Below are 21,997 nucleotides of genomic sequence, written 5' to 3'. Positions count from 1 at the left end.
CCAGCCGGTCTCGGCATCGAAGTACTGGCCCGGCAGGCGCAGGTTCAGCTCAATGCCTTGGACACCTGCTTGCGCGACATGGCCAGGTCGGCTCGTTGTCTTGGTTTTGGTCAAGCCATAGGCGCTGTAGCTGCCCCGCCAGATCACCTTGCCTTGGGCATTGGTGGCCGCAATCGGTGTGCCGATTTCGTTGGTATGCAGGTAGGTCAACTTTGGTGCGCTGGCGGTGCTCGCCTGCCAGGCCGTCTGCGCCCAATGCACGGCTTGATGCCACGCACCACCCTCGCCTGGTCTGGCCTCGACTTGCAGCCTGGCGCCGTGCTCGTAATCGATCACCGCCACCGGCACGCCATGGGCATAAACATAGCGGCGCGCCAGTGCGCCATGGCTGGCTGGCTGGGTCTCGCCCACCATCTGCCCGCCTTGCCACAGGTAGCTGGTGGCGCGGCCATTGCCCAAGGTCTTGCCAATGCGCTGGCCATGCGTGTTGTGGCTGTACAGGGCGAGAACCTTGTCACCCTCCTTGACTTCGATCAGCCGGTTGTCGGCGCTGTAGCTCAGGCGGCGGATCACGCCCTGGCGGTCGATGAGCTGCGGCATGCCGCTGGCGTTGCGCTCGGTGTGCACCTGGCGCCAATCGGTGGTCTGGCTTTGGATCTCGCTGCCCAGCATGCGGCCTTGCTCGTAGGCGTAGTACTCCACCTCATCGGCCTGGCCTTGGGCCACCAGCAGGCGGCCACTGGCGTCGTAGCCATAGCCGGTCCTGGCGCCATCTTCGTCCCGCTGGCTCATGCGCCCTTGCTGGTCGTAGGCATAGGCCAGTTCAAGCAGTGGTCGCCCGGACACAGCGCTGGCATTGGCGGCGTTCGTGGCGTTCGTGGCGTTGGCGGCGTTTGCGCTGGGTAGCCAAGCCAGCAAGGCCTGCTGCCATGAACTTTCGGCCGATGCCTGATAGCGCATGCTTGAGAGCTGCCCGCTCTGATCGAGCTGCCAGCGCAGCTCCACCCCGTTGCCCCAGCGGTAGCCATGCTCAGCTTGCAGAGCCTTGTCCAGCGCCGCCTGCATGATGGCCGGGCCCGAGGCCGCCACCTTGGTGGCCGTGGGGGTGGCGGCCGTGGCCACCACGGTGGCCTGAGCCTTCAGCGGCTCAATGAGGGTGTGCCTCCCCCAGCCCAGCCATTGGCTCATGCCTTGGCCCAGCACGGCGCTGACCCGGCCGTCGTCGTGCTCGATGGCCCGCAACTGGCGGCCCACGCCCCAGGTGTAGCTCAGCGCGCCACCTTCGGGCAGTGATTGACGGACCACGCGGTCGGCCTCGTCGTACTCGAAGCGCTCGGTGTAGCCCAGGCCGGCGCGCTGCACCGTGCGGCTGGCCAGTCGGCCCAGCGCGTCGTAGGCATGGCGTTCGCGCTCATTGGGGTGGTCGATGCCGATCAGGTGCACGCCCTGGTAGGTCAAGGTGGTCGTCTCTGCCTGAGCACCCGCCCGGCTGACTTCATGGCGCACGATGCGGCCCAGCGCGTCGCGTTGCCAGCGCCACAGTGTGCCGTCGGCCAGGCGGCGCTCGATCAGGCGTCCTGCCTGGTCATGGCGGCGTGTTTCCCAGCCCGTCGTGTCGGTGTGCAGGGCCACCAGCCCGCCGAAGTCATCGACCAGCACTTGCTGGCCCGTCCACGGCGCCGGTGGCGTGCTGGGGACAAGATCAGGGGCCAGGCGCTGGACGGCGGGGTTCGACACGGCCGGCAGGCCCGGCATGTTCGGTGGCGTGATCCACTGCGCCTGACCGGTGTTGCTGGCCAGGGCCACAGCGCCGCTGCGGTCTTCATAGGCCATGCGGCGCACTTCGCCATCGGGCAGATCGATGCGGGTGGGGCGCAGCATGGCGTCGTAGCTCACGGTGACCTGCGCGGGGCCACGCCGCCAGCCGGTGTCTTGCCCTGTAGGCAAGTAGGTGTGCGCGATGCTCACGCCGTCGGGCGGTGTCTCTTCAGCGATGCGCCCGGCATCGTCTCGTTGGTAGCTGTGCCGCAACCCTTGCGGGTAGCGGGTGCGCACCAGGTGGTCGGCCCGCGCGTCCCAATCGTAGCCGGTGGTGTCGGCCGGGCCGGGCAAGGGGCCATCAGCGGCGGCCAGCACGCTGCGGCCATTGATCCGGGCGTAGCGGTAGGTGGTGCTGCGCTCAATGGGCTGCGCAGCGGCATCGGCCAGGGCCGGGCGCCAGCCGCTTTGGCTGACCTGCGTGACTTGGCCAACATCGTTGTAGCTCGTGCGCACTTCATGCCATTGGCCGGGAACCACGCTGGGCTGGCGCACCAGGGCAATGCGGTCGCTGGGGCCGTCGTAGTGGACCTCCTGGACAATGCGCTCGGTGGTGGGGGCGGTCGTGCGCATCGGCTGGCCGGGCGCGCGGCTGTAGCGCACGTCAATGTGGCGCGTGGTGCGCCCCAGGCCGTCGTAGTCGTACTTGTCAGCGCGCAGCGCCTGGCTCAGCGGGGCCACTTGCCAGCCCTTGTCGGTGCGGGTGACGGCGGGCGGGGCAAAGTACGTGACCTGGCGCGTGCGGCCGCCCTCGTCATAGGCGTAGCGCACATTGCCGGCCGGGCAGTTCAGTGTGATGGGGCAGGCCACGCCGCGCGTCTCGGTGATGCGGTATTGGCCGGCCACTTGCGCGCTCAGCACCTCCAGCGCTTGGCCTTGCGGGTGCTGGGCATCTTTGCTGTGCACCAGCACGACCCGCCCGGGCTGGCCGCGCTCGTTGAGGCTGGCCCGCTCCAGCTCCAGCAGGTCCACCGCTTGGCCGTTCTCACTGCGCACCGCCCAGCCGCGCTCGTTGTAAGCATAGGTGGCCACGCGCTGCGAGCCAACAGCGATGCCGGTGAGCAAGGTCGGCCAGCGCGCGTCTTCATACAGGTACTGCCGGCTTGGCACCGGCAGGCCCTTGCCTGCGGGCAGGCTCACCTGCACCAGGTTGGCCGACACCTCCAGGGCCGAGGCCTTGGTGCCTTTGGGCAACGGGCTGCCGTATTGGTAGCTGTAGCGCCCCACCGGCGTGTCAATGTGCTGCACGCCCGAGAAGCGCGGCTGCGCCGAATTGCTGACGCGGGCCTTGGGGTCCAGGTAAGTCAACTGCAGGGTGCGGCCTTGCGGGTCGGTCACCTTGACCAGGTGGCCCCGGCGATCATGCTGCAAGCTGACGAATTCGCCGCTGGGCACGCGGATCTGCACCAGCTTGCCCTGTGCATTGAAGCTCAACTGGCGGCCCGACGGCAGGCGCCACAGATACTCGTCGCCCCGGTCGGTGCGGGCCACCGTGATGCTGCCCTGCGCGGGGTCCAGCGTCGAGCACAGGTTGCGGTCAAGCGGGCTTCGCGCAAAGATGATGCGCTCGCCATCGGCCTGGATGATCTGCACCGAGTTGCCAATGGCCTCCAGCTCGGTCTCGTAGCTGAGCTTCCAACCTCGGCCCACAATGCCATTGACGTTGCTGGTGGTGCTGTAGGCGCTGTTGTAGTGCCGAATCAACTCCAGCCCCAGCACGCCGGGCAGCGGCGCCATGTCCACCTCACGCTGGTACTTGTTGCCCGTGGTGACATTGATCGGGTTGCTCGCGCCCGAGCAGGTCTTGGCCGGGTCGCCCCCCGTGGCCGGGCTGCAACTGCCGCCGGTAGAACCTGTGCCCGATGTAACGTCCGCAGCTTGCGCACCACCCAGCAAGCTGATGAGCATCAGGGCGCACGCCAACCAACTCTTGTTCATTTTTTTCATGACTTCACACTCCGTGCAGCAACACTTCGACGCGGCGATTGGGTTGCAGGCAGTTGATCTCTTGGGCCTTGGGCAGCTTGGCGCATGTGGCCGAATCAACGATGGGATCGGCATCGGCCTTGCCGACCACCTTGATGGGAACATCCGGAAAACCGTGCGCCTTGAGGTAATCACGCACGGTCTTGGCCCGGTCTTCCGACAGCTTCTGGTTGTGTGCAAGCGTGCCAAGGTGATCGGTGTAGCCAACAACGGTCACGCTGGTGGGCTTGGTCGTCTTGGCGTACTCGATCAGCCTGTCGAGTTGCGCTGTGCCGCCGGGCAGCATGTCGCTGAGCGACGACTTGTCGAACTTGAACAGCGCGTCCGCGCTCAACACCTGCTTGACTGTATTGGGACAGACGGGGCAGGCTGCCCCCTGACAGGTGCCCGAGCCATTGCCAGTGCCACCTGGATCGGACGGCGATGGCCCAGGATCTGCCGTGATGGGCGGCTCGCCCGGGTCCTGGGGAGCACCGTGGTTGCCTTCGCCGGGGGCCGAAACCAGCGCGGGGGACTCAATGGCCGCACTTTGCATCTGCACGGTCACATTGCTGACGATGGGGATGCGCCCATCGGCGATCATGGCCGTGCGCGCCGCGTCCTCTTTCGTGTCCATCCACTTCATGTAATTGATGATGAATGCCTTCATGAACGGCACCTTGGGCTCATAGGCGTGCGTGATGCGCAGCTTGAGAAGATTGGCGTCCGTCAGGCTCTGACCCGACGAGTTCTTGACCAGTTCGCCGTTGATGTTTTTGAAATCCTTGTTCACTCCCAGCTGTTTGGCTGAAGTGGCATCAGCCAGCTTGTAGGCAAGATTCGCATTGGGGATGACGCGCAGGCTGCCCGTCTTGAGTGCGGTCTGTAGCGCCGGCTCGCTCCAATCGTCGAAGCTTTCCTTCGTGGGGTTGAGGATCTCAACCCGCAGGTGGATGGGGTTCTTCAAATCGAGTGTTGCTTCCGCCAGCGCTTTGGTGCGGCTGCTTAAATCTTTGCCTCCGCCATACAGTGGCAGCAGGGCCTTGATGTACGCCTCCGTCGCCTTGTCGGCCTTTGCGTTTGAAAAGCTTCCCGCGCGGGCTGCCATGAACGAAGCATGGTTGATCATGTTTTTGGCATTGAAGAACATGCCGTACTGAGCCGCACTCAGGCCAAGCAGCGTGACGATTGGGCCGACCACCACGAACTCGACCATTGCCGCACCACGCTGACGATGCACCGAGGTGCTCGGCGCCGCATCGGTCTTCTCGGTGCCAAGCGGGGCCTGGGGCTGCTGATTGGCGATCAACAACGCATGATCGACTTGGTCCCCCACTTGCAGCCTCAGGCGCTCGATGCTGCCAGATGGCAACTCCAGCGTGTTCACGCCCCCGACACGCCGAGCCGCGAACAAGCCCAGACCGCTGCTGCTGATTCGCCAAGGGCGCAGCCGAGGCACGCACTTGAGCACACGGCCCTGACCGTCCAGGTACAGCACGTCAATGGCATAGCGCATGAAGGCGGTGTGCACACTGGGGCAGCCCATCAGCAACAATGCGTGGCCAGCAGGCAGGCTCTTGGTGAACATCAAGCCGCGAAAGCGTTCAAAAAATGAGTCCGCCACCTTGATGGTCACCGGATGATGACGACCGGTGGCCGCGCTGCGCAGGGCAGGCGTGCCTATGGATTTCATGGATGCTCACCTGAATATTTTTTTAGGAATGCAACGACCCTGATCAAAGTCCGGAATGCATGAACTTGATGACGATCGGGAAGAACAGCACGATGAACGTGCAGGGAAAGATGAAAGCAATCAGCGGGAAAAGCATCTTGACAGGCGCTTCCATGGCCATTTTTTCAGCGCGCAAGAAGCGCTCCGAGCGGCGCTGATCGGCCTGAGCACGAAGTACCGGCCCCAGGCTCATGCCCATCATTTCGGCCTGAATGACTGCGGTCGTGAAGGAGGTGACAGCAGACTCCTTGAGCCGATCGGCCATGGCACGCATGGCATCCGCACGTTGCTTGCCCGCCCGAACGTCGCGCAACACACGCAAGAATTCGCTGCGCAGCACACCCTTGGGGCCCTTGGAGACCGCCTGGCTCATGGCCCCCTGAATGTTCAGCCCAGCCTCGACACACAGCGTCACGATGTCAAGGAAAAACGGCAGCGCCTTGAGAAGATCCTTTCGTCGCAGGGCAATGCGATCCTTCATCCAAATCGCCGGATAAACCCACCCGAAGAACGCACCGAAGGCGCAGACTTGAAGATAAACCTTATCGGAAAAGCCGCTGCCCGGTGGCCCCTTGTCAAAGCTGCCAAGCAGCAGATAGCTCAGGCCCGCCAGAAAAAAGGCTGCAGTCAGTCGCCCAGCGATGTACTGCGTTGGGTGGATGCTGAACTCAAGGCCAGCCTGCCGCAGGGCAACTGACAGCTTGCTCTTCTTTTTGACGGTGATGTAGGGATCAAGGTAATGGCCGATCCACTGGATCGGCCACCAGAGCAAACGAAAGCCCAAGGGCGGGGGGTCTTTGAACTCGCGATCTTCGCTGGGCACCGCGACGAGTGCCTCGCTCACCAGCCAGGCGATCAGCGCGACACTTACACCGGCACCCAGGCCAACGAGCACAAACACCACGGTCGCATTGGAAAGAATGTCATTGATCATGGCGGACTCATCAAACGTCAATCGTGACGATCTTGCGCACGACGTAGATGCCCATGACCTCAAGGAAGGCCACCACGGCCAACACGCCCCAACCCAAAGGCGTGTGCCACAACTCGCTCATGGCCTCGGGCTCCATCTTGTTCAGCACAAACATCAGAAAGATTGGCAACATGCCCACAACCCATGCCTGCATCTTTCCTTGCGAGGTGAGCGCTCGAATCTTGCCCTCCATCTGCAAGCGGTTTCGGATCATCTGGGCTGTGCGCTCCAGCGTTTCGGCCAGACCTCCACCAGTCTCAACCGCGATGCGCATGGCGGACACCACCAGCACGGTGGTCTGGGTGGGTACGCGGCGCGACAGGTTGTTCAAGCTTTGCTCCAACGTCAGACCCAATCGCTGCTCGCGCAACATCAGCGAAAACTCCTGAGCCAGCGGGTTCTGCGCCTCAGCCACGAGTTGAGTCATGGCTGCGCTCAGCCCGATACCGGCACGCATGCCACCGGACAGCGTCATCAAGGCGTCGGGTAATTGCTCTTCGAATGTCAGTAGCCGCTTATTGCGCATCCACGCGTACAGCACGCGTGGCGCGAAGACCAGAAAGCCGATCACAGGTATCACCATCACCAGGCTGTCCGTGATGGCATACACGATCACTCCGCTCAATGCCATGATGGCCAAATTGGCAGCGAAAAGCCGGCGTGGATCGAGGAACAGGAAAAACTCGCGAGCCTGGAAACCTACCTGCGCCGTGAAATGGGCACGGTAGCGCGCCAATCCGGTGGTGCCGACGTCCATGATGAACCAGACCAGCAAGCCCGCAGACAGCGCTACAACGACGGAGGTCGTGATGATGAAGGCGGACGAGTTCACAGCAGGTCCTCGTCCATTTCATGACGCAGCGAGGCGTGATGGCTGGTGTCGGGCCCCGTGGGCTTGAAGATGCTCAGGTCAAGGGCCTGACCCGATGCCAGCAAATCTTCATAAAAGCAGGGCGCCATGTCACAGCCCGTGAAGTAACCGCGCACCTTGCCAGTGTTCGGGTCATAGCCCCGGTTAACGAACTTGAAAAGATCCTGAATCTGGATCGTGCCGCTTTCAATGCCCGTGATCTCGGCTATGTGGGTGACCATGCGCGTGCCGCATGAAAACCGCGTTTGTTGCACGATGATGTCGACCGCCGAGGCGATCTGCTCACGGATGGCGACGAGCGGTAGCTCCATGCCCGCCATCAAGACCATGGTCTCCAGCCGCGCCAGGCCATCACGGGGTGTATTGGCGTGCAGCGTGGTCAGCGACCCTTCGTGGCCAGTGTTCATCGCCTGCAGCATGTCGAGTGCCTCGGCACCTCGGCACTCGCCCACCACAATGCGGTCGGGCCGCATGCGCAGCGTGTTTTTGACCAAATCACGAATCTGCACGCCGCCCTTGCCTTCAACGTTTGGCGGGCGTGATTCAAGGCTGATCAGATGCTCATGATTGAGTTGCAGCTCGGCCGCATCTTCGACCGTGATCACGCGCTCACCAGCGGGGATGAAGTTCGACAAGATGTTGAGCAAGGTGGTTTTTCCAGAGCCCGTGCCGCCCGAGACCACCATGTTTTTTCGACGCTCGACGCAGATCTGCAAAAATTCGGCCATGGCCGGACTGATTGACCCAGAGGACACCAAGTCACTGGCGGCCAGCTTTCGCTTCGAGAATTTCCGAATGGTGAGCGTCGGGCCCTTAAGTGCCAACGGCGGGATGATGGCGTTGACGCGGGAGCCGTCTTTCAGGCGCGCATCGACCATCGGCGATGACTCGTCGATGCGCCGCCCCAGCGGCGCCACGATGCGTTCGATCACGCCCATGACGGCTCGGTCCCCCGTGAAAGTCAGCGGGTGGCGCTGCAATCGGCCGGCGCGCTCGACGAAGATTTCGTTGTAGCGGTTAACCATGATTTCAGTCACTTGGTCATCGGCCAGGAGCTCTTCAAGTGGCCCAAGCCCGACGGCTTCATTGAGCACCTGGCGGCACAGCAGTTGTCGATCAATCGTTGGGGGGATCTCGCGATCACGCTCCTTGAGCAGCGTGCGAATGAGACTTTCGGTCTCCTGTCGCAAGCGCTCATCGGTCATTCGCGAAACATCCTGGCGACGCAAGTCCATGGTTTCGAGTAACAAACCATGGATGCGCTTGCGCCATTCGAACTCCATTTCACGCTGATCCTGGTCGGGCAGGAGGACCAACGCCAGGCTGACTCGCCCCTCGGCGGCAGGCGTCACCTCAGACGCTTCCACCTCTCGCGTGCGAACAATCTCACTTTGCACGCGGCGGGCGTGGGTGTGAGAAGCTTGCAGGATTTCAGCGGTCTGGGCGTGGCGCCGGGCCTGCGCTGCAGTGTCGGGCTGCGCGGAGGGACGCACCGGCTTAGCGCCTTCAGTCGCCCCTTTGATGCGAAGCTTATAGGGCCCCACACCAATCACATCGCTGGCTTTGAGCGGGCCATGCTGAATGTCGATTCGTTCGCCATTGACCGTGACACCGCCAAAGGCACCCATGTCCTCAACCAGCACGCCTGACGGGGTTCTGAACAGGCGCGCATGCTCTTTCGCGACACGCCAGCTGGACAGGTGGATCTCGCTTTTCGCATTTTTGCCGATCACGCAATCGTCCCCGACCTGCATCTCACGCACAGTGCCATCAGGCTCGTCGATCAGAATATTCATCATGATGACCGCCTCAAGGTTGAGCCTCAAGCCACTGGGCTGCCACCCAGCCATGCTTGCCGCCCGCATCGACGGGTAACCACCCTCCGCGGGCACTCGCTTCACTTGTTTCCACCATGGTTCCTTCAGGGATCTGCTGCAAGATGGCGGCGTTCACATCCGGCGCAACGCGCATGGCCAGTTTGGGCAATGCAACGCGATATTGCCGAACCACCTTGACTGACTCGTCGGGCGCCGGCACGGTCAAAGGGACCAGATGGCCCGGCGAAATAGGTGCGCCCAAAGCCTGGCCGCCTTGCGCTTCGCGGGCAGCGGGGCCCTCATCGGTATTGGCCGCAAAAGCGCGAGTTGTCGGCTCCACCCACTTAGCCGCCACCCAGCCGTTCACCGCACCCACCAAAACGTTGCGCCACAAACTGCGCAATTCGGGGGGCGCCTCCTGATTGCCAAGTTGAACCACCGAGCCATTGCCCAATCGCATGAGTGTCGGACTGCGAATGTCGGGCGATGCTCGCAACACAAGACCTTCCAGCTTGACGCGAAGACTGGAGCCACCACCCAGCGGCTGGGCAGAGCGCGTGAGTGGGTTTTGAGCGGCAGGCACCAGCGCTGAACCAGTCAGCGGTGTGCGCGGTGCGGGCTTGCCGATGTCCTGCTGTGGGGCTGGCGCTGGCAATGCACGTTTGGCGTCTTCAGCATGTCCTGGCTGATGCAATGACGATGCCTCGGTCAGGCGCTCAGCTTGTCGCCCAGGCTGCAAGGGATCGGTCAGGTACGGCGCCGGACCAAACTGCTCCTGAAGGCGGGCCTTGGTTCTTTCAACCCGATCGACCAAACCAGGCGTTTGGGAGTCGACGACGATGGGCGTCACGAACACAACCAGCTCGGTCTCGCTGTTCTGAAAACGTTTCGAGCGGAACAGCGCACCAAGGACAGGAATGTCGCCAAGGAAGGGGACTTTGTCGACGTTGGTGCTGTTGTCGCGCGTCAACATGCCGCTGAGCACAATGGTCTCCCCAGCCTTGACGTTGAATTCTGTTTTGGTCGAACGCGTCTTGAGCGCCGGGCCTTCAGGCGTCGATACTGAAGAGTCGATCGAGCTGACTTCAGTGTTAATCGTGGCGCGCACGTAGCCCTCTTGATCGACGGTGGGCTTGATCGTCAACTGGATACCGTACGGTTTGAACAACACGGTTGTGCCGGTGATATTCGACACCGTGTAGGGGTATTCCCCGCCGGCCACAAACTTGGCCTCAGAGCCGCTTCGAGTAGACAGCTGCGGCTCTGCCAACACGACAGCCTTGCCATCTTGGGCAAGGGCCTGCAGCTGGGTGTTAAGCCCGATGTTGAACCCGCCAATGACGTTCAATGCGGAGTGCAGGGTGGTGGTGGTTTGACCTGGATCGGAGACGGGACCCACACCCTGGGTCGAGTTCGATGGGATATTGATCTGATAAGGGCCGTTATTGCCCTGGCGAATCGGCGCCCAGACCGCGCCGATCGTTCCGCCACCAGTGGGTGACCATTTGAGCCCGAGCTCCCGCATTTCCGAGCGGGGAAACTCCACCACTTTCACGTCCATCATTACCATCTTTTCCCAGCCCTGTGCGCTGGTGAAGTTGACGATTTGCGGATAGGTGCCTTCTAGCTTCTTGAGTTTGGCCAAGTCTGCATCAGAAAGGCGCTCTCCCTCGACGATGACCTTGTCGCCCACGATCGAAGCCCGGGCACCCGGGATACTGACCAAAAAAGCGGCGATTTCACGGCCGATCCTTGAGGTGTCCCCGGGCACGATGTTGATCTTGAGCCGCTGATAGCGCCCATCTTCGTTCCAGATGAACAGCGAGGAAGTGCCCGGCTGATTGGCAAACAACAAGATTTCACGCTTGTCCAGCGCCGCAGCGGTGAGAATCTGCCCGTTACCGACCGCAATGCGCCCCACCCCAGGGGCGGGCAACACACGCGACTCGCCCGCGAACATTTCGATCTCCGGCGTCTGGCCCTGATCATCAAGCAGTTTTACGGGCGCGTAAGCAACATCGCCAACCCGGCGCTTGAGCACTGGCTTGAGGTTCGGGGCAAAACCGCCGCTTGCCCTGCTCACCGCGCTGCTTGGCCGGGCGGGCTCAGTGGCCGCGGCAGAGGGGGCATTGACCTTGGCCGGGTTGCCTGTCAATGACTGCGCCGTTGACTCGCCGCAAGCCAACGCGGCGGTGACCGATACCAGCAAAACAGCAAAGCGCGAAACATACCCGGTGGTCTTGCCACCGGACGGAAGGGAATTCATGGCTGAACTTTCAATTACTGCTGCTTCACGTTGGAACGCTGTGCGCTGACCAATGCCTTGGCTTGCTCGTTGAGCAATTCGCCAGGCTTGACCGGATTGGTGGTTGCGGAGAATGGCTTGTCGACTGGATCCAATTTGGACATCGCTTTGGCTGAAGCCAGGCGAGGACTGCCCCCCATGTTCAATTGCTCGGGTGTGAATTTGCCCCCGCCGCCATACAGCACCGGCACGCCCTCATCGGTACCCGCGCCGCTCGGCGTCGTTGCTGTGGAGCCGCTGAGGGACTTGCTTCCGAGCATCGACGCGATATCGACGGCCTGATCCCCTATCTTTTGCTGGTCTTGCGGGTTGCGCAATAACGCAGTGATCATGCCGCCCTCGCGCGCCATGATCACGTGCTGAGCCTGTTCAGGCGTAGTGTCCAGGGTGACCGTCGAGAATTCGCGCCGTTCGCCGCTCTTGGGATCGTCGATCGAGCGTTGCCCGGTGGCCAACACCGGCACGCTTTGCAGCAAAGGGAAAGTCGTCTTCTTGCCATCGCGGTCAACTGTCACGATCAGGTCGATCACATCGCCGGGCTCAAGCATTCCAGAGATTGAACTGATCTCGTCGACAGGCACCGTCATGGCCCGATGCCCGACGTCGATCCGCGCAGAAAACGTCGGCACGCGTTTCGTTTCGAGCAGTCCCCACATGAGCAATTGACCAGCCTTGAGCGGGTAAGCGAGTTTCTCGCCGTCGGCCCGATCGAAACTGCCTGGTGAAATGGCAGCTTCGTGGGCATACTCGACAGGTATCGAGCGAACGGCGACGTTTTCATTCGTCAACGTCGCGCCTTTGTCGAGATCGATCTTGGCCACGACAAGATCGATCATCTTGCCTCGTGCCTGCGCATCAATGGCCTCGACACGATTGCTAAGATAGTTGCGCGCTGCTAGTGCGGCAAGCAACCCAATCGCGATGGCAACGCCGAGAACAACAACCGCCTTGGATGGCTTGAACTTCATTTTTGGCAACGGCAACTTCATAACTGGGGCTGACTACTCTGGAATGGACAATGCCGCACTGATGTTCTCGTAGGCTTGACGAAAGCCGTTGATCATGATCTGTACCGTTGTGCGGGGCTGATCGGGGCTGGATGCATCCGTGATGGGATAAAACAATGCAAACGTGAGCGCGGCAACCACGACCATGTACTCGACCATGGCCTGCCCGCGTGTGCGCTGAAGGGGGGCGACTTTTACCTTCATGGCGCAAGCCGCCCTGTCAGAACAACCGCGTTGATCACGATGGCAGCCCTGCCTGATTCATCGTGGAATGCCATCACGGTGGCTTCTCGGCCGGCGGATTTGAAGAGCACTGTTCTTCCTGACACCGTGATGACGCTGCCGTTGACCGTGGCGCCCTTTTCAAGATCGACCTTGCGCTCAACCACAAAGCCGCGACGCTCCAGTGCCCGTGTAGCGCGCTCTGCATTAAGGGCATCGCTCTGCAAGTTGCTCGCCAGCAGGTAAGTGGACGACTTCCCATCGTCCTGCGACACCAGAAGATTCAAAACTTTTGTGCCAGACGGCAAGTCGCGGGCCCATGCATCGGTGGCCTCACGTGACTTGCCTCGTTGAGTCAAGGCATACCTCATGTCGCTGACCCCAATCAGGCCGAGCACTCCGGTCTCAATCTGCTCAAGTTGAATCGTGATGTAGAAATCGCCCTCAGCGCGTCCCAAAATGGTCTTGTTGCCCAGGCGGTCTTCCGCCAAGGGCGATCCCAGCCGTGCTTTGAACCATGCAACGGTGGTCGCCACATCCTGTCTTGCAGTGAAGCTACTCGTCCGCATTGGGACGCCGTTGGCGACCATGTGATCACTGATGCTGATTGATTCGGCATCTGCAGGCAATTGAATGGTGGGCCAGACCTGGGGTTGGCCTGCACTGATGCTAGGGCGCATGAACACGACCGAGGCAAGCACTGCGATGACGAGTGCAATGCCCCAAAAACGGGTCGCGGCGAACTTGCCTTTTTGAAGTTTGGTGGGTAGTCGCATGGGGATTGTCTGGGGCGGGGCGCGGCGCATAAATCTATCGAAGCCGGTCAGGCTGCACGACGTCAGCCCAGAACTGCAATTTGCCGAGTTTCGGACCTCGAATGTCTCCTAGCGTCAGCAGCCTGCCGTCCAGGGCCTGAACAGCCAAGTCCAGCAGAGGGTCCATGGGGGCCAACGCAACCGCAGGGTTGTCCAAAATGTTGTCCAACTTGGTTTGCACCTCATTGGGATTGCGCCCCGCCCAGGGGTCAAGCAAAACCGCGGTCGTGCGCGAGACCGTCAAATTCAGGGTGTTGAATGGCTCTAGGAAGGTGAGCCCGCTGGGCAGATTGGCCAGCGAAACGGTGACGTTGGCGTTGTAGATGCCGCGCGCAGGCAAGTCAAAGCGACTGTGTCCTTGAAATGCTTGGTGATCGTGGGCAGCAGTGAAACCATTGACATGGGCGGCGCCATTGCCAGGGCCGAACGTGACGATCACATCGCGGTCGAATTTTTCAATCAATGGCTTGCCCGTTGGATCGACCCACAGCATGTTGCGATCGGCGGTGACGTCGCCTCCCGTGTCGTCCGTCTTGATAGGGGTTTGGGAGTCGCCGAAAAAGCGCCGACGCACTTCTTGCGCTACTTGCGCCTCGGGCTTCCAGGAGTTCACGCTGTCGTTGCGCACCATCGCATCGAACGCCACATATCGACTGGCCATCAAGGTGGCGTGAGAGATATCCTGGTACTTGCCAATCATGGGCAGCAAAAGAAATAGCGGAATGAGCACCAGAGACGCAACCAAAAACTCGATCAGCGCTTGACCCCTTTGTGAGGGCTTGCCGAGGACGACCTTCATTCTTCGGCCCTCTCGACGCGAATGCCCGCGCTGGATTCAGGCGAAAAGATGCTGACAGAGACAGCCATGTCGAGAACAACTTCATCAGCCCTGAACACAAACCCTTCTGCTGAGATTGACTCGATCACCAACGCCGTACCGTCGGCCACCACGCGCGGCCCATGGCCAGGAAACCCGCCCCCCCTTGCGTAACAGTGGGTGCCTTGGTTGGGATCAAGCGGGTTGGTCGCCACATCGCAGGTGTGGCCCGCGACTGTTCGGCGCTCACCGGTGACGCGAGGTGTGAAAGGCGATTGCACAGCCAGTGGCGAAAAACCAGGCCTGGACGCAACAGCGGAGAGAGGCAGACGGCGGACACGTTGATTGCCGTTCGCGCAGCTGCTATTGGCCGCTTTCGACAGCAGATCCACTTTGCACACTCCCTGCAGTGAACGCACCGTTGCCGCGAGGCTCTCGTGTTCAAGGAGGGCACAATTTTGCGGGTTCAGCACATATGCGACGCCATGGCTGTAAGTGGCCACACGATCGACGGCAACATATACGTCAACGCGCACGCTGTTCAGGCGAATGGGCCACTGGTTGATTTCGACAACGGGCAAGCCGCTTTCGCGATTGCTGTGCGCACATTCGGCCACCGCTCGACGCAGCTGAGTCATGCGTTTTTGGTTGGACGCCTCATTGCCTACTTGCTCAACGTATCGCGCCCAATGCGCTGCAACGGCACGGCCCTCGCTACGCAAGCCCTTGTGCGGTGAGGGCTCGCTGAATATCTGGCGCTCCAAGGAGGTTTCTGCGTGGGAAATCAACGGTGCGTTGATGCCAACAGCCGCGCATAGGCTGGCGCGCAGTAGCCAAATGGCGCCGTTCAAAATGCCACCCCTTGGAGGGCGCGGGCTACCGTCTTCACGCCACCAGATGTTTCGACCAGATGGACCTGCCAATAAGGATTGAACACGTTGGCCAGTTCAGTTCGGCCATCAGCTCGTTTGGTTGGTCGCTCGAAGTACACCTCGGATGTCGCCACTGCGCCATATTGCTTCTTGGCAGCATTGCTCTTGAATTGGTTGATCCCATACATACCGCCACCAGGCGCGGGCTTGATGTTCGAACGCCCCTCGGATGTCGCTGTTTGAGCCACATCGCGAGTGAGCCGAGCTGTGAAGCGCAAGCGTGGGTCTCGTTTGTTGGGGTTGCTATTCTCTGGGGTGAAGCTCAGCGCTCGATCCGACAGGTCGAGGTGCGAGGGGATGCCTTTATAGGCGGTCCAGTTGGTACTGCTTCCCTGGCCGCCCGCGCTTTGCTTGCCAGAGGCCCATGTGGTTCCGGCGGAGCGGCATTTCGGGCCGCTCCACTTCCACTTCGTGTAGTAATAGGTGTAACGAACATTGTCTGTGGCGCGCCATTCGCTCAGGCCTATCAGTGAAGTACCCCCGGTGCGATCAATGCGGTCTTTCTTCCAACCAAACGCACAGAGATGCCCTAAACCCTGCTCATCCGTCCAGTTGCGGCCAGGCAAGAAGGGGTCGCTGTTGGCAGCGGCCACTGCGACGCTGGCAAAGCGATTACGAGCCGCGCCTGTTCGCCACGTCAGAAACGGGCCGCTGCCATCAAATAGAAGGAAATCATCTTCAAGGGGCAGTTCAACACGAATGCTTCCGTTGTTGCGGTAATTGGCATCTGCCACCTCTTGCATGACCACCGGGCGTTGCGCAATCAGGACGCCCACCATGATGGCTTGGGTTCCTTGCAACATCGTTTTCACACCTTCAATCGCCGCCAACATGACCGGTGCCGCGTTGTCGAGAAACTGTGAAATGCTGGAGGTGTAGATCGCCGAATAGAACAGCCCCATGCACAAGGTGCCGTACCGCGCAAAGGTTGCACCGTAAGGAAAGTTGTAGATGGTTTCACAGCCCAGAGAGGCGGCGGTTTGCCCTTCGCTCTCAATCAAGTGTGTCCAGGAAGCCAGGCTCACCATTTGGGCGACGGCCACTTCGTTGGCCACCAATGCGCGGTTGGTATACGCCGTGAAATTGAGCGCGCGGGCGTTCATGACGCCAGCGCTGTACGCAACGGCATCGGCCGTGGTGGTCAGCTTGTCTCGTTCAAGTGTGAGTTGGCCGGCATTGAACAGGAAGAACAGGGACGTCAGGCCTGCGGCCAGAACAAATAGTCCATAGACCAATGCCTGACCACGCTGACGCAGCCCTCCCTGACTTGCCGACCAACCCCGTGCAGGGTTGGCCGTCATCATTTTTTTTGCTCTATCTACAGATCAACGTGCATTGTCGTTGTTGTACGTGGCCATGCCCTTAGTGGCTCCGCCTTCGGTTTGAGCGGCGGTAGCGGCAGTGCCAGCCGCCGTTCTGGCGACTGTAGACGAATGGCCAGACAACTCTTGGGCGATGCCGGCGGTTTGGCTGCGGATTGTTTGACCAAAGAATTGGTAGGTGGCGATTGCGGCAACGGCAATCAATGCCACGATCACGATGTACTCGGTCATGCCTTGGCCGCGCTGCTGTAGATTGCTTTTCATGGTTTCATCCCTGAACGATTGATGTGATGCAGACGGCTTGCTGCAGAACTGAATTTCGGAGAGATCATCTCGCCCGATCGCCGTGCCGAGAGTTTATTGATGATCCCTAAAACTGGCTCCCCCCAAAAGTCGGGGTTTGTGTAACCAAACGAAACGCAAGCTCTTGGAACCATTAGCCCAGCCTGCTGCTACAGATTCAGCACTTGGCTGGCACGGCACAGATCGTCCCAATCACCTCCTTATCGAACGGTGCGTAGCAGGTTCTCCGTGTGTTGGTGACGATGGCCAACCGGGCTCGATGGACTGAACACCGATCGCGAGTACAGTAGTCCGGGACCGGAATCACGCGCGGTTGCACCAAAGCGGTCTGCCGCATCAGGTACGGTTTGCACTGGATCACTGCAGCGGGTCAAGGCGCTGCGTTTGCCAGCAAGAGCGGCCATTGATCAAGGTGTCGAGCAACTGAACGGCCGCGGCCACTAACAGGCTGCGGAAATGCCCACAGCGCGCAGCTCCGCTGCTGACGTGAAGGTTCGTTTTTCGACGATGCGAGTTAGCTCCGGACGGACTTGTCCCAAGGTACGCATGCGCGTGAGGTTGTAGGCGGCCACGGCCATCGTGAAGACCTGATCGAACTTCTTGATGCAGAACACCATCACCTGGCGAATCGGGCCAATGAACTTGGCCCAGCCAAAGCCCTGTTCGATGAGCTTGCGTTTTTGCATCGAGATGCTGCGCTCTCGGCACTCGCGATCTCATCGGGCACAGCCGACTTGCGGTTTGATTTATTCTGCGCCACATGCGGTGTGACCTTCATGCCTTGCAGCGCCTGGGTTGACTTGGCGAACGTCTGCCCCCATGGCGTTGACGATCAGCCCAGTGCGGTTCTCCATCAGCGTGTGCCCCATGACGCGCAATTCGCTGGCCGTCTTGCCTTTGCGACACAGCCTGCTGTCGGGGTCGGTGCTGGATTCGTGCGTCTCGTTGCTGCACGACTTGCCTCGAAAGCCGCCGCCATCTTCATCGCCCTTGCCGTCTTTGCGCACGAAGCTCTTGTGGCCTGCCCAGGCTTGAATCAGCGTCCCGTCCACGCTGAAGTGCTCTTTGGACAGCCACTTCTTCTTGTGGGCCTGCTTGAGCACCTCGTTGAAGAAGACCACCACCACATCGCGCTCGATCAGGCGTTCACGGTTCTTGGTGAACACCGTGGGCATCCACACCGAGTCGTCCATCGACAGGCCAATGAACCAGCGAAACAGCAGGTTGTGTTGCGTCTGCACCCTAAGCTGACGCTCGAAGCGGATCGAGTACAACACCTGCAGCAGCATGGCTCGAAGCAATTTCTATGGCGCGATGCTTGGGCGTCCGCCTCATGCATCTGAGCGAACAGTTCGCCCATCTCGGCCAGTGCCTTGTTGACCATTGTGCGGATGAACCGCAGTGGGTGAGTGGCGGGCACGAAGTCATCGAGCTTCTTGAGGTTGAACAGGCCTTCGGTGAAGGTATTTCAGCAGCCTGCTAAGGCACCTCCCCCGGCCGGTCTTCCCGCTTGCCCGCTGTTTCGCCAACAATCATCCAGCAGGCCTTGGGCCATCCGGTCAACCGTTAAAGTCCATGGATCGCCAACGACTCCATGCGCATGCTGACCTTCTACCGCGCGTCCTTTCGCCAGTTGCTGCTGGCCGCCTTCCTGCTGATCGCCGGCCTGCTGGCCGCGGCCTCGCTGGGCGGCCTGTACGCGTTGGAACGCCTGATGGTGCAAAGCCGCGCCGCCGCCGAGCGCACGGTGCAACTGACCGCCGGCACGCAGCACCTGGCCGAACGCAGCGTGGCCATGGAGCGCGCCGCGCGCCAGTACCTGGTGCTGGACGACCCCGTGCTGCTGCGCCGTTTTGAAGACGCCACCAAAGACGCCCACCGCGTGCTGCAAGAGCTGCAGGCGCAACAACTGCCACCGGCCCTGGTCTCGCGTTGGCGTGGCCAGCTGACCGTGATCACCGACCAGTTCAAAGGCCCCAAATCCACCGGGCAACTGCGCGAGTTGGCCCTGGCCCAGCAGTTCCGCGAACTGGACCTCACCAACGCGGCCATCGCCGAGCAGGTGCGCAAGGACAGCGAGCAACGCAACCACCGCCTGCAAGATGAACTGGAAGCCGGCCGCGCCGCCCTGGCCCGCCAGGTGTTGATCGCGATCGCGCTGGCGGTGTTGATGGCGCTGGGTTTTGGCGTGTGGCTGACCCGCCCCTTGAAGCGGCTGGAGCGCGCCATCGTGGGCCTGGGCGAGAACCGCCTGGATGTGCCCGTGGACATCCAGGGCCCCAGCGACTTGCGATCGCTCGGCCAGCGGCTGGAGTGGCTGCGCCTGCGCCTGAAAGAGTTGGACGACGACAAGTCGCGCTTTTTGCGCCATGTCTCGCATGAGTTGAAGACGCCGCTGGCCGCGCTGCGCGAAGGCGTGGCTTTGCTGGAAGACGGCGTGGCCGGCGAGTTGAGCGCCGACCAGCGCGAGATCGCCAAGATCCTGGGCCACAACACCCTGGCCCTGCAAAGCCAGATCGAGGATCTGCTGCGCTTCAACGCCGCCGCCTTTGATGCGCGTCGACTGAGCCGCCGCAAGACCGATCTGGCCGAGTTGATCAAGAGCTTGATCAACGCCCAACAATTGCAATGGCAAGCGCGCCAATTGCAAGTGAACGTGCGTGGCGGGCCGCTGCAGGTCGAGGTTGACCCCGACAAATTGGGCACCGCATTGGGCAACCTTTTGTCCAACGCCATCCGCTTCAGCCCGCTGGGCGCTACCATTCAATTTTCACTGTCGCGCGCGCCAGGCCTGGCGCGCATCGACATCGTGGACCAGGGCGCCGGGGTGGCCCACAGCGACATCGCCCGGGTGTTTGAACCCTTTTACCGTGGTGAACGCCAGCCCGAAGGCGCCGTGCGCGGGACCGGCATCGGCCTGTCCATCGTGCGCGAGTACATCGAGGCGCATGGTGGCCGCGTGGACCTGTTGCCCGAAGGACCGGGCGCCCATTTTCGAATCGAGCTTCCGCATGCTGTCATTTGATTCCCAGCCCTGGCTGGCCCGCTCACGGCAACGCTGCATCGCGGCGTGCCTGCTGGTGGCCGGGGCGTCCATGGCCTGCGCGCCGATCACACCGATCAAACATCCCGAGGCCAAGGTGGCCGAGATGCCACCGGCGCCCGCCATCGTCTACGTGCCCACGGTTGAGCCAGTGGACACGGCCGCGCGCCACCTGCTGGCCTACCAAGAGACCCTGTCCCGACTGCCCACCGCCGACCTGTCCCGTGAGTTGGGCCGCCTGGGCGACGGCGCAAGTTCCCTCCAGGCCACCATGGACCTGGCGCTGGTCCTGGGCCTCACCCGCACCTCGGGCGACTTGGCCAAGGCCCAGATTTTGCTGGACCAGGTCCTCGGCAACCCATCGCCCGAGGCCCAAGCCTGGCATGGCCTGGCACGCCTGCTGGCCGCCCGCTACGCCGACCAGCGCCGCGCCGAAGACCAGGTCGAACGACTCAACCAGCAACTGCGCGATGTGCAAAAAGACAACCAGCGCAAGCTCGACCAGCTCAATGAAAAGCTGGAAGCGCTCAAGTCCATCGAGCGCAGCCTGAACAGCCGCAACACGCCCGGCCCGGGGCCCGCCGCACCGCAGGCATCCTCCGCCGCCAAGCCGGTCCAAAAGCCATGAGCGCCCCCATTGGCGCCCATGTCCTGCTGGTCGATGACGACCCCGATCTGCTGCGCCTGCTGTCGATGCGCTTGACGGCAGCGGGCTACCGCGTCACGGCGGTCGAATCGGCCGAGGCGGCGCTGTCGCAACTGGCCATGGAGCGGCCGCAACTGGTGCTCAGCGATGTGCAATTGCCGGGCAAAGATGGCCTGGCCTTGTTCGATGCCATCCGCGCCAAGCACCCCTCGCTGCCCGTGATTTTGCTGACCGCCCACGGCACCATCCCCGACGCGGTCGAGGCCACCTCGCGTGGCGTCTACACCTACCTGACCAAGCCTTTCGATGGCAAGGCGCTGCTGGAGACCATCGGCCAGGCCCTGGCCCTGGGCTCGCCCACCGACCACAACCAAAGCGCCAGCGCCAACGAATCCTGGCGCCAGGCCATCGTCAGCCGATCGAACGTGATGGCCGAGTTGCTGGCCGAGGCCAAGCTGGTGGCGGGGTCAGACGCCAGCGTGCTGATCCGGGGCGAAAGCGGCAGCGGCAAAGAGGTGCTGGCCCAGGCCATCCACCGCGCCAGCCCGCGCGCGTCGCACCCCTTCGTCGCCGTCAACTGCGGGGCCATCCCCGAAAGCCTGCTCGAATCCGAATTGTTCGGCCACATCAAGGGCGCTTTCACCGGCGCGGTGGCCAACCATGCCGGCCTGTTCCAGGCGGCCAATGGCGGCACCCTGTTTCTGGACGAAATCGGCGACATGCCCGTGGCCCTGCAAGTCAAGCTGCTGCGCGTGCTGCAAGAGCGGGTGGTGCGGCCGGTGGGCGCCAGCCAGGCCATCCCGATTGATGTGCGCATCATGTCGGCCACGCACCGCGATCTGGACGCCGCCATGGCCGAGGGCGAGTTCCGCGAAGACCTGTACTACCGTCTGAACGTGGTGTCGCTGACTTTGCCGACCCTGGCCGAGCGCCGCGAAGACATCCCCCTGCTGGCCAACCACTTCCTGGCCAAGCTGGCGGCCAAATACAACAAGCGCGTCAACGGCTTCGCGCCCGAGGCGGTCAAGGCCCTGGCCACCGCGCCTTGGCCGGGCAATGTGCGCCAGTTGCACAACGTGGTCGAGCAGGTCAGCGCGCTGGCCACCACGCCCTTGATCCCCCTGGCCCTGGTGCAGCGGGCGTTGAGGGTGCCGAGTGTGCAAGTGCTCACTTTTACCGAGGCGCGTCTGCGTTTCGAGCGCGAGTACCTGGTCGATTTGCTCAAGCTGACCGACGGCAGCGTGGCCGACGCCGCCCGCCTGGCCGGCCGCAACCGCACCGAGTTCTACCGCCTGCTGCAAAAGCATGGCCTGACCCCGGGCGTGTTCCGCACCGATGGCCCTGTCGCCGAATAGCGACAAGCTTTTCTCTTTGTGAATCAAGCACTTGGCACCTCTTACCGAGGTGCT

At 61.9% G+C, this 21,997-nt stretch carries 17 protein-coding genes and 1 pseudogene; 4 read left to right on the top strand and 14 right to left on the bottom strand.

From position 1 onward, the window contains the following. From H7225_RS03475 to H7225_RS03410, 14 genes and pseudogenes are all read right to left on the bottom strand, one after another. A partial coding sequence (locus H7225_RS03475; protein ID WP_290659396.1) for a DUF6531 domain-containing protein occupies positions 1 to 3,765 on the bottom strand: 3,765 nt, incomplete at its 3' end. Positions 3,766 to 3,769: 4 nt separating this feature from the next. Beyond that, on the bottom strand, positions 3,770 to 5,476 hold the full coding sequence (locus H7225_RS03470; RefSeq protein ID WP_290659395.1) for a DUF192 domain-containing protein: 1,707 nt from the start codon (positions 5,474 to 5,476) through the stop codon (positions 3,770 to 3,772). 43 nt (positions 5,477 to 5,519) lie between these two features. Next, entirely contained in the window at positions 5,520 to 6,449 is a 930-nt protein-coding gene (locus tag H7225_RS03465) for a type II secretion system F family protein (RefSeq protein WP_290659394.1), read from the bottom strand. A 10-nt stretch (positions 6,450 to 6,459) separates the two neighbouring features. After that, positions 6,460 to 7,320, bottom strand: a complete 861-nt coding sequence (locus H7225_RS03460; protein ID WP_290659393.1) for a type II secretion system F family protein — start codon at positions 7,318 to 7,320, stop codon at positions 6,460 to 6,462. Beyond that, on the bottom strand, positions 7,317 to 9,158 hold the full coding sequence (locus H7225_RS03455) for an ATPase, T2SS/T4P/T4SS family (protein WP_290659392.1): 1,842 nt from the start codon (positions 9,156 to 9,158) through the stop codon (positions 7,317 to 7,319). Before H7225_RS03455 ends, H7225_RS03460 begins: the two co-directional genes overlap by 4 nt. A gap of 10 nt (positions 9,159 to 9,168) precedes the next feature. Beyond that, positions 9,169 to 11,442, bottom strand: coding sequence for a pilus assembly protein N-terminal domain-containing protein (locus H7225_RS03450; protein WP_290659391.1), 2,274 nt, complete (start codon positions 11,440 to 11,442; stop codon positions 9,169 to 9,171). Positions 11,443 to 11,456: 14 nt separating this feature from the next. Then, the gene (gene cpaB, locus H7225_RS03445) at positions 11,457 to 12,470 is read right to left on the bottom strand and encodes a Flp pilus assembly protein CpaB (protein ID WP_290659390.1); all 1,014 of its coding nucleotides are present in this window, start codon (positions 12,468 to 12,470) and stop codon (positions 11,457 to 11,459) included. Between the two features lie 12 nt (positions 12,471 to 12,482). Next, a complete protein-coding gene (locus H7225_RS03440; protein WP_290659389.1) occupies positions 12,483 to 12,692 on the bottom strand; it encodes a hypothetical protein in 210 nt (69 codons plus the stop codon). After that, complete coding sequence (locus tag H7225_RS03435) at positions 12,689 to 13,486, bottom strand: hypothetical protein (protein WP_290659388.1); 798 nt, start codon at positions 13,484 to 13,486, stop codon at positions 12,689 to 12,691. Before H7225_RS03435 ends, H7225_RS03440 begins: the two co-directional genes overlap by 4 nt. 34 nt (positions 13,487 to 13,520) lie before the next feature. After that, complete coding sequence (locus H7225_RS03430) at positions 13,521 to 14,324, bottom strand: hypothetical protein (RefSeq protein ID WP_290659387.1); 804 nt, start codon at positions 14,322 to 14,324, stop codon at positions 13,521 to 13,523. Continuing rightward, positions 14,321 to 15,193 carry a hypothetical protein gene (locus tag H7225_RS03425; RefSeq protein WP_290659386.1) on the bottom strand — a complete coding sequence of 291 codons (873 nt, stop codon included), beginning with the start codon at positions 15,191 to 15,193 and terminating at the stop codon, positions 14,321 to 14,323. Before H7225_RS03425 ends, H7225_RS03430 begins: the two co-directional genes overlap by 4 nt. After that, entirely contained in the window at positions 15,190 to 16,578 is a 1,389-nt protein-coding gene (locus H7225_RS03420; protein ID WP_290659385.1) for a hypothetical protein, read from the bottom strand. Before H7225_RS03420 ends, H7225_RS03425 begins: the two co-directional genes overlap by 4 nt. Positions 16,579 to 16,599: 21 nt before the next feature. Continuing rightward, the gene (locus tag H7225_RS03415) at positions 16,600 to 16,860 is read right to left on the bottom strand and encodes a hypothetical protein (protein ID WP_290659384.1); all 261 of its coding nucleotides are present in this window, start codon (positions 16,858 to 16,860) and stop codon (positions 16,600 to 16,602) included. A gap of 479 nt (positions 16,861 to 17,339) precedes the next feature. Then, a pseudogene (locus H7225_RS03410) lies at positions 17,340 to 18,301 on the bottom strand (IS5 family transposase). Between H7225_RS03410 and H7225_RS03405 the strand changes: the two are divergent. The 4 genes from H7225_RS03405 to H7225_RS03390 all read left to right on the top strand — a co-directional run bounded on the left by H7225_RS03405 (position 18,233) and on the right by H7225_RS03390 (position 21,943). Beyond that, positions 18,233 to 18,382, top strand: a complete 150-nt coding sequence (locus tag H7225_RS03405) for a hypothetical protein (RefSeq protein WP_290659397.1) — start codon at positions 18,233 to 18,235, stop codon at positions 18,380 to 18,382. The pseudogene H7225_RS03410 and the gene H7225_RS03405 overlap by 69 nt on opposite strands. A 111-nt stretch (positions 18,383 to 18,493) precedes the next feature. Beyond that, positions 18,494 to 19,924 carry an ATP-binding protein gene (locus H7225_RS03400; protein ID WP_290659383.1) on the top strand — a complete coding sequence of 477 codons (1,431 nt, stop codon included), beginning with the start codon at positions 18,494 to 18,496 and terminating at the stop codon, positions 19,922 to 19,924. Continuing rightward, complete coding sequence (locus tag H7225_RS03395; protein ID WP_290659382.1) at positions 19,911 to 20,570, top strand: hypothetical protein; 660 nt, start codon at positions 19,911 to 19,913, stop codon at positions 20,568 to 20,570. The genes H7225_RS03400 and H7225_RS03395 overlap by 14 nt, the downstream gene beginning before the upstream one ends. After that, the gene (locus H7225_RS03390; RefSeq protein WP_290659381.1) at positions 20,567 to 21,943 is read left to right on the top strand and encodes a sigma 54-interacting transcriptional regulator; all 1,377 of its coding nucleotides are present in this window, start codon (positions 20,567 to 20,569) and stop codon (positions 21,941 to 21,943) included. The genes H7225_RS03395 and H7225_RS03390 overlap by 4 nt, the downstream gene beginning before the upstream one ends. Positions 21,944 to 21,997: the final 54 nt, after the last annotated feature.

Origin of the sequence: Aquabacterium sp. (assembly GCF_014378415.1) — a bacterium.
Classification (GTDB): domain Bacteria; phylum Pseudomonadota; class Gammaproteobacteria; order Burkholderiales; family Burkholderiaceae_C; genus Aquabacterium.
The sequence above is the reverse complement of the archived record's forward strand: the minus strand, read 5'-3'. Positions and strand labels throughout refer to the sequence as shown.

What these genes read in the sequence shown, in the direction of transcription:
- H7225_RS03435 (WP_290659388.1), bottom strand. Translation starts at nt 13,486, where the DNA reads ATGCGACTACCCACCAAACTTCAAAAAGGCAAGTTCGCCGCGACCCGT.
- H7225_RS03455 (WP_290659392.1), bottom strand. Translation starts at nt 9,158, where the DNA reads ATGATGAATATTCTGATCGACGAGCCTGATGGCACTGTGCGTGAGATG.
- cpaB (WP_290659390.1), bottom strand. Translation starts at nt 12,470, where the DNA reads ATGAAGTTGCCGTTGCCAAAAATGAAGTTCAAGCCATCCAAGGCGGTT.
- H7225_RS03440 (WP_290659389.1), bottom strand. Translation starts at nt 12,692, where the DNA reads ATGAAGGTAAAAGTCGCCCCCCTTCAGCGCACACGCGGGCAGGCCATG.
- H7225_RS03390 (WP_290659381.1), top strand. Translation starts at nt 20,567, where the DNA reads ATGAGCGCCCCCATTGGCGCCCATGTCCTGCTGGTCGATGACGACCCC.
- H7225_RS03415 (WP_290659384.1), bottom strand. Translation starts at nt 16,860, where the DNA reads ATGAAAAGCAATCTACAGCAGCGCGGCCAAGGCATGACCGAGTACATC.
- H7225_RS03420 (WP_290659385.1), bottom strand. Translation starts at nt 16,578, where the DNA reads ATGATGACGGCCAACCCTGCACGGGGTTGGTCGGCAAGTCAGGGAGGG.
- H7225_RS03470 (WP_290659395.1), bottom strand. Translation starts at nt 5,476, where the DNA reads ATGAAATCCATAGGCACGCCTGCCCTGCGCAGCGCGGCCACCGGTCGT.
- H7225_RS03430 (WP_290659387.1), bottom strand. Translation starts at nt 14,324, where the DNA reads ATGAAGGTCGTCCTCGGCAAGCCCTCACAAAGGGGTCAAGCGCTGATC.
- H7225_RS03395 (WP_290659382.1), top strand. Translation starts at nt 19,911, where the DNA reads ATGCTGTCATTTGATTCCCAGCCCTGGCTGGCCCGCTCACGGCAACGC.
- H7225_RS03400 (WP_290659383.1), top strand. Translation starts at nt 18,494, where the DNA reads ATGCGCATGCTGACCTTCTACCGCGCGTCCTTTCGCCAGTTGCTGCTG.
- H7225_RS03450 (WP_290659391.1), bottom strand. Translation starts at nt 11,442, where the DNA reads ATGAATTCCCTTCCGTCCGGTGGCAAGACCACCGGGTATGTTTCGCGC.
- H7225_RS03465 (WP_290659394.1), bottom strand. Translation starts at nt 6,449, where the DNA reads ATGATCAATGACATTCTTTCCAATGCGACCGTGGTGTTTGTGCTCGTT.
- H7225_RS03405 (WP_290659397.1), top strand. Translation starts at nt 18,233, where the DNA reads ATGCATCTGAGCGAACAGTTCGCCCATCTCGGCCAGTGCCTTGTTGAC.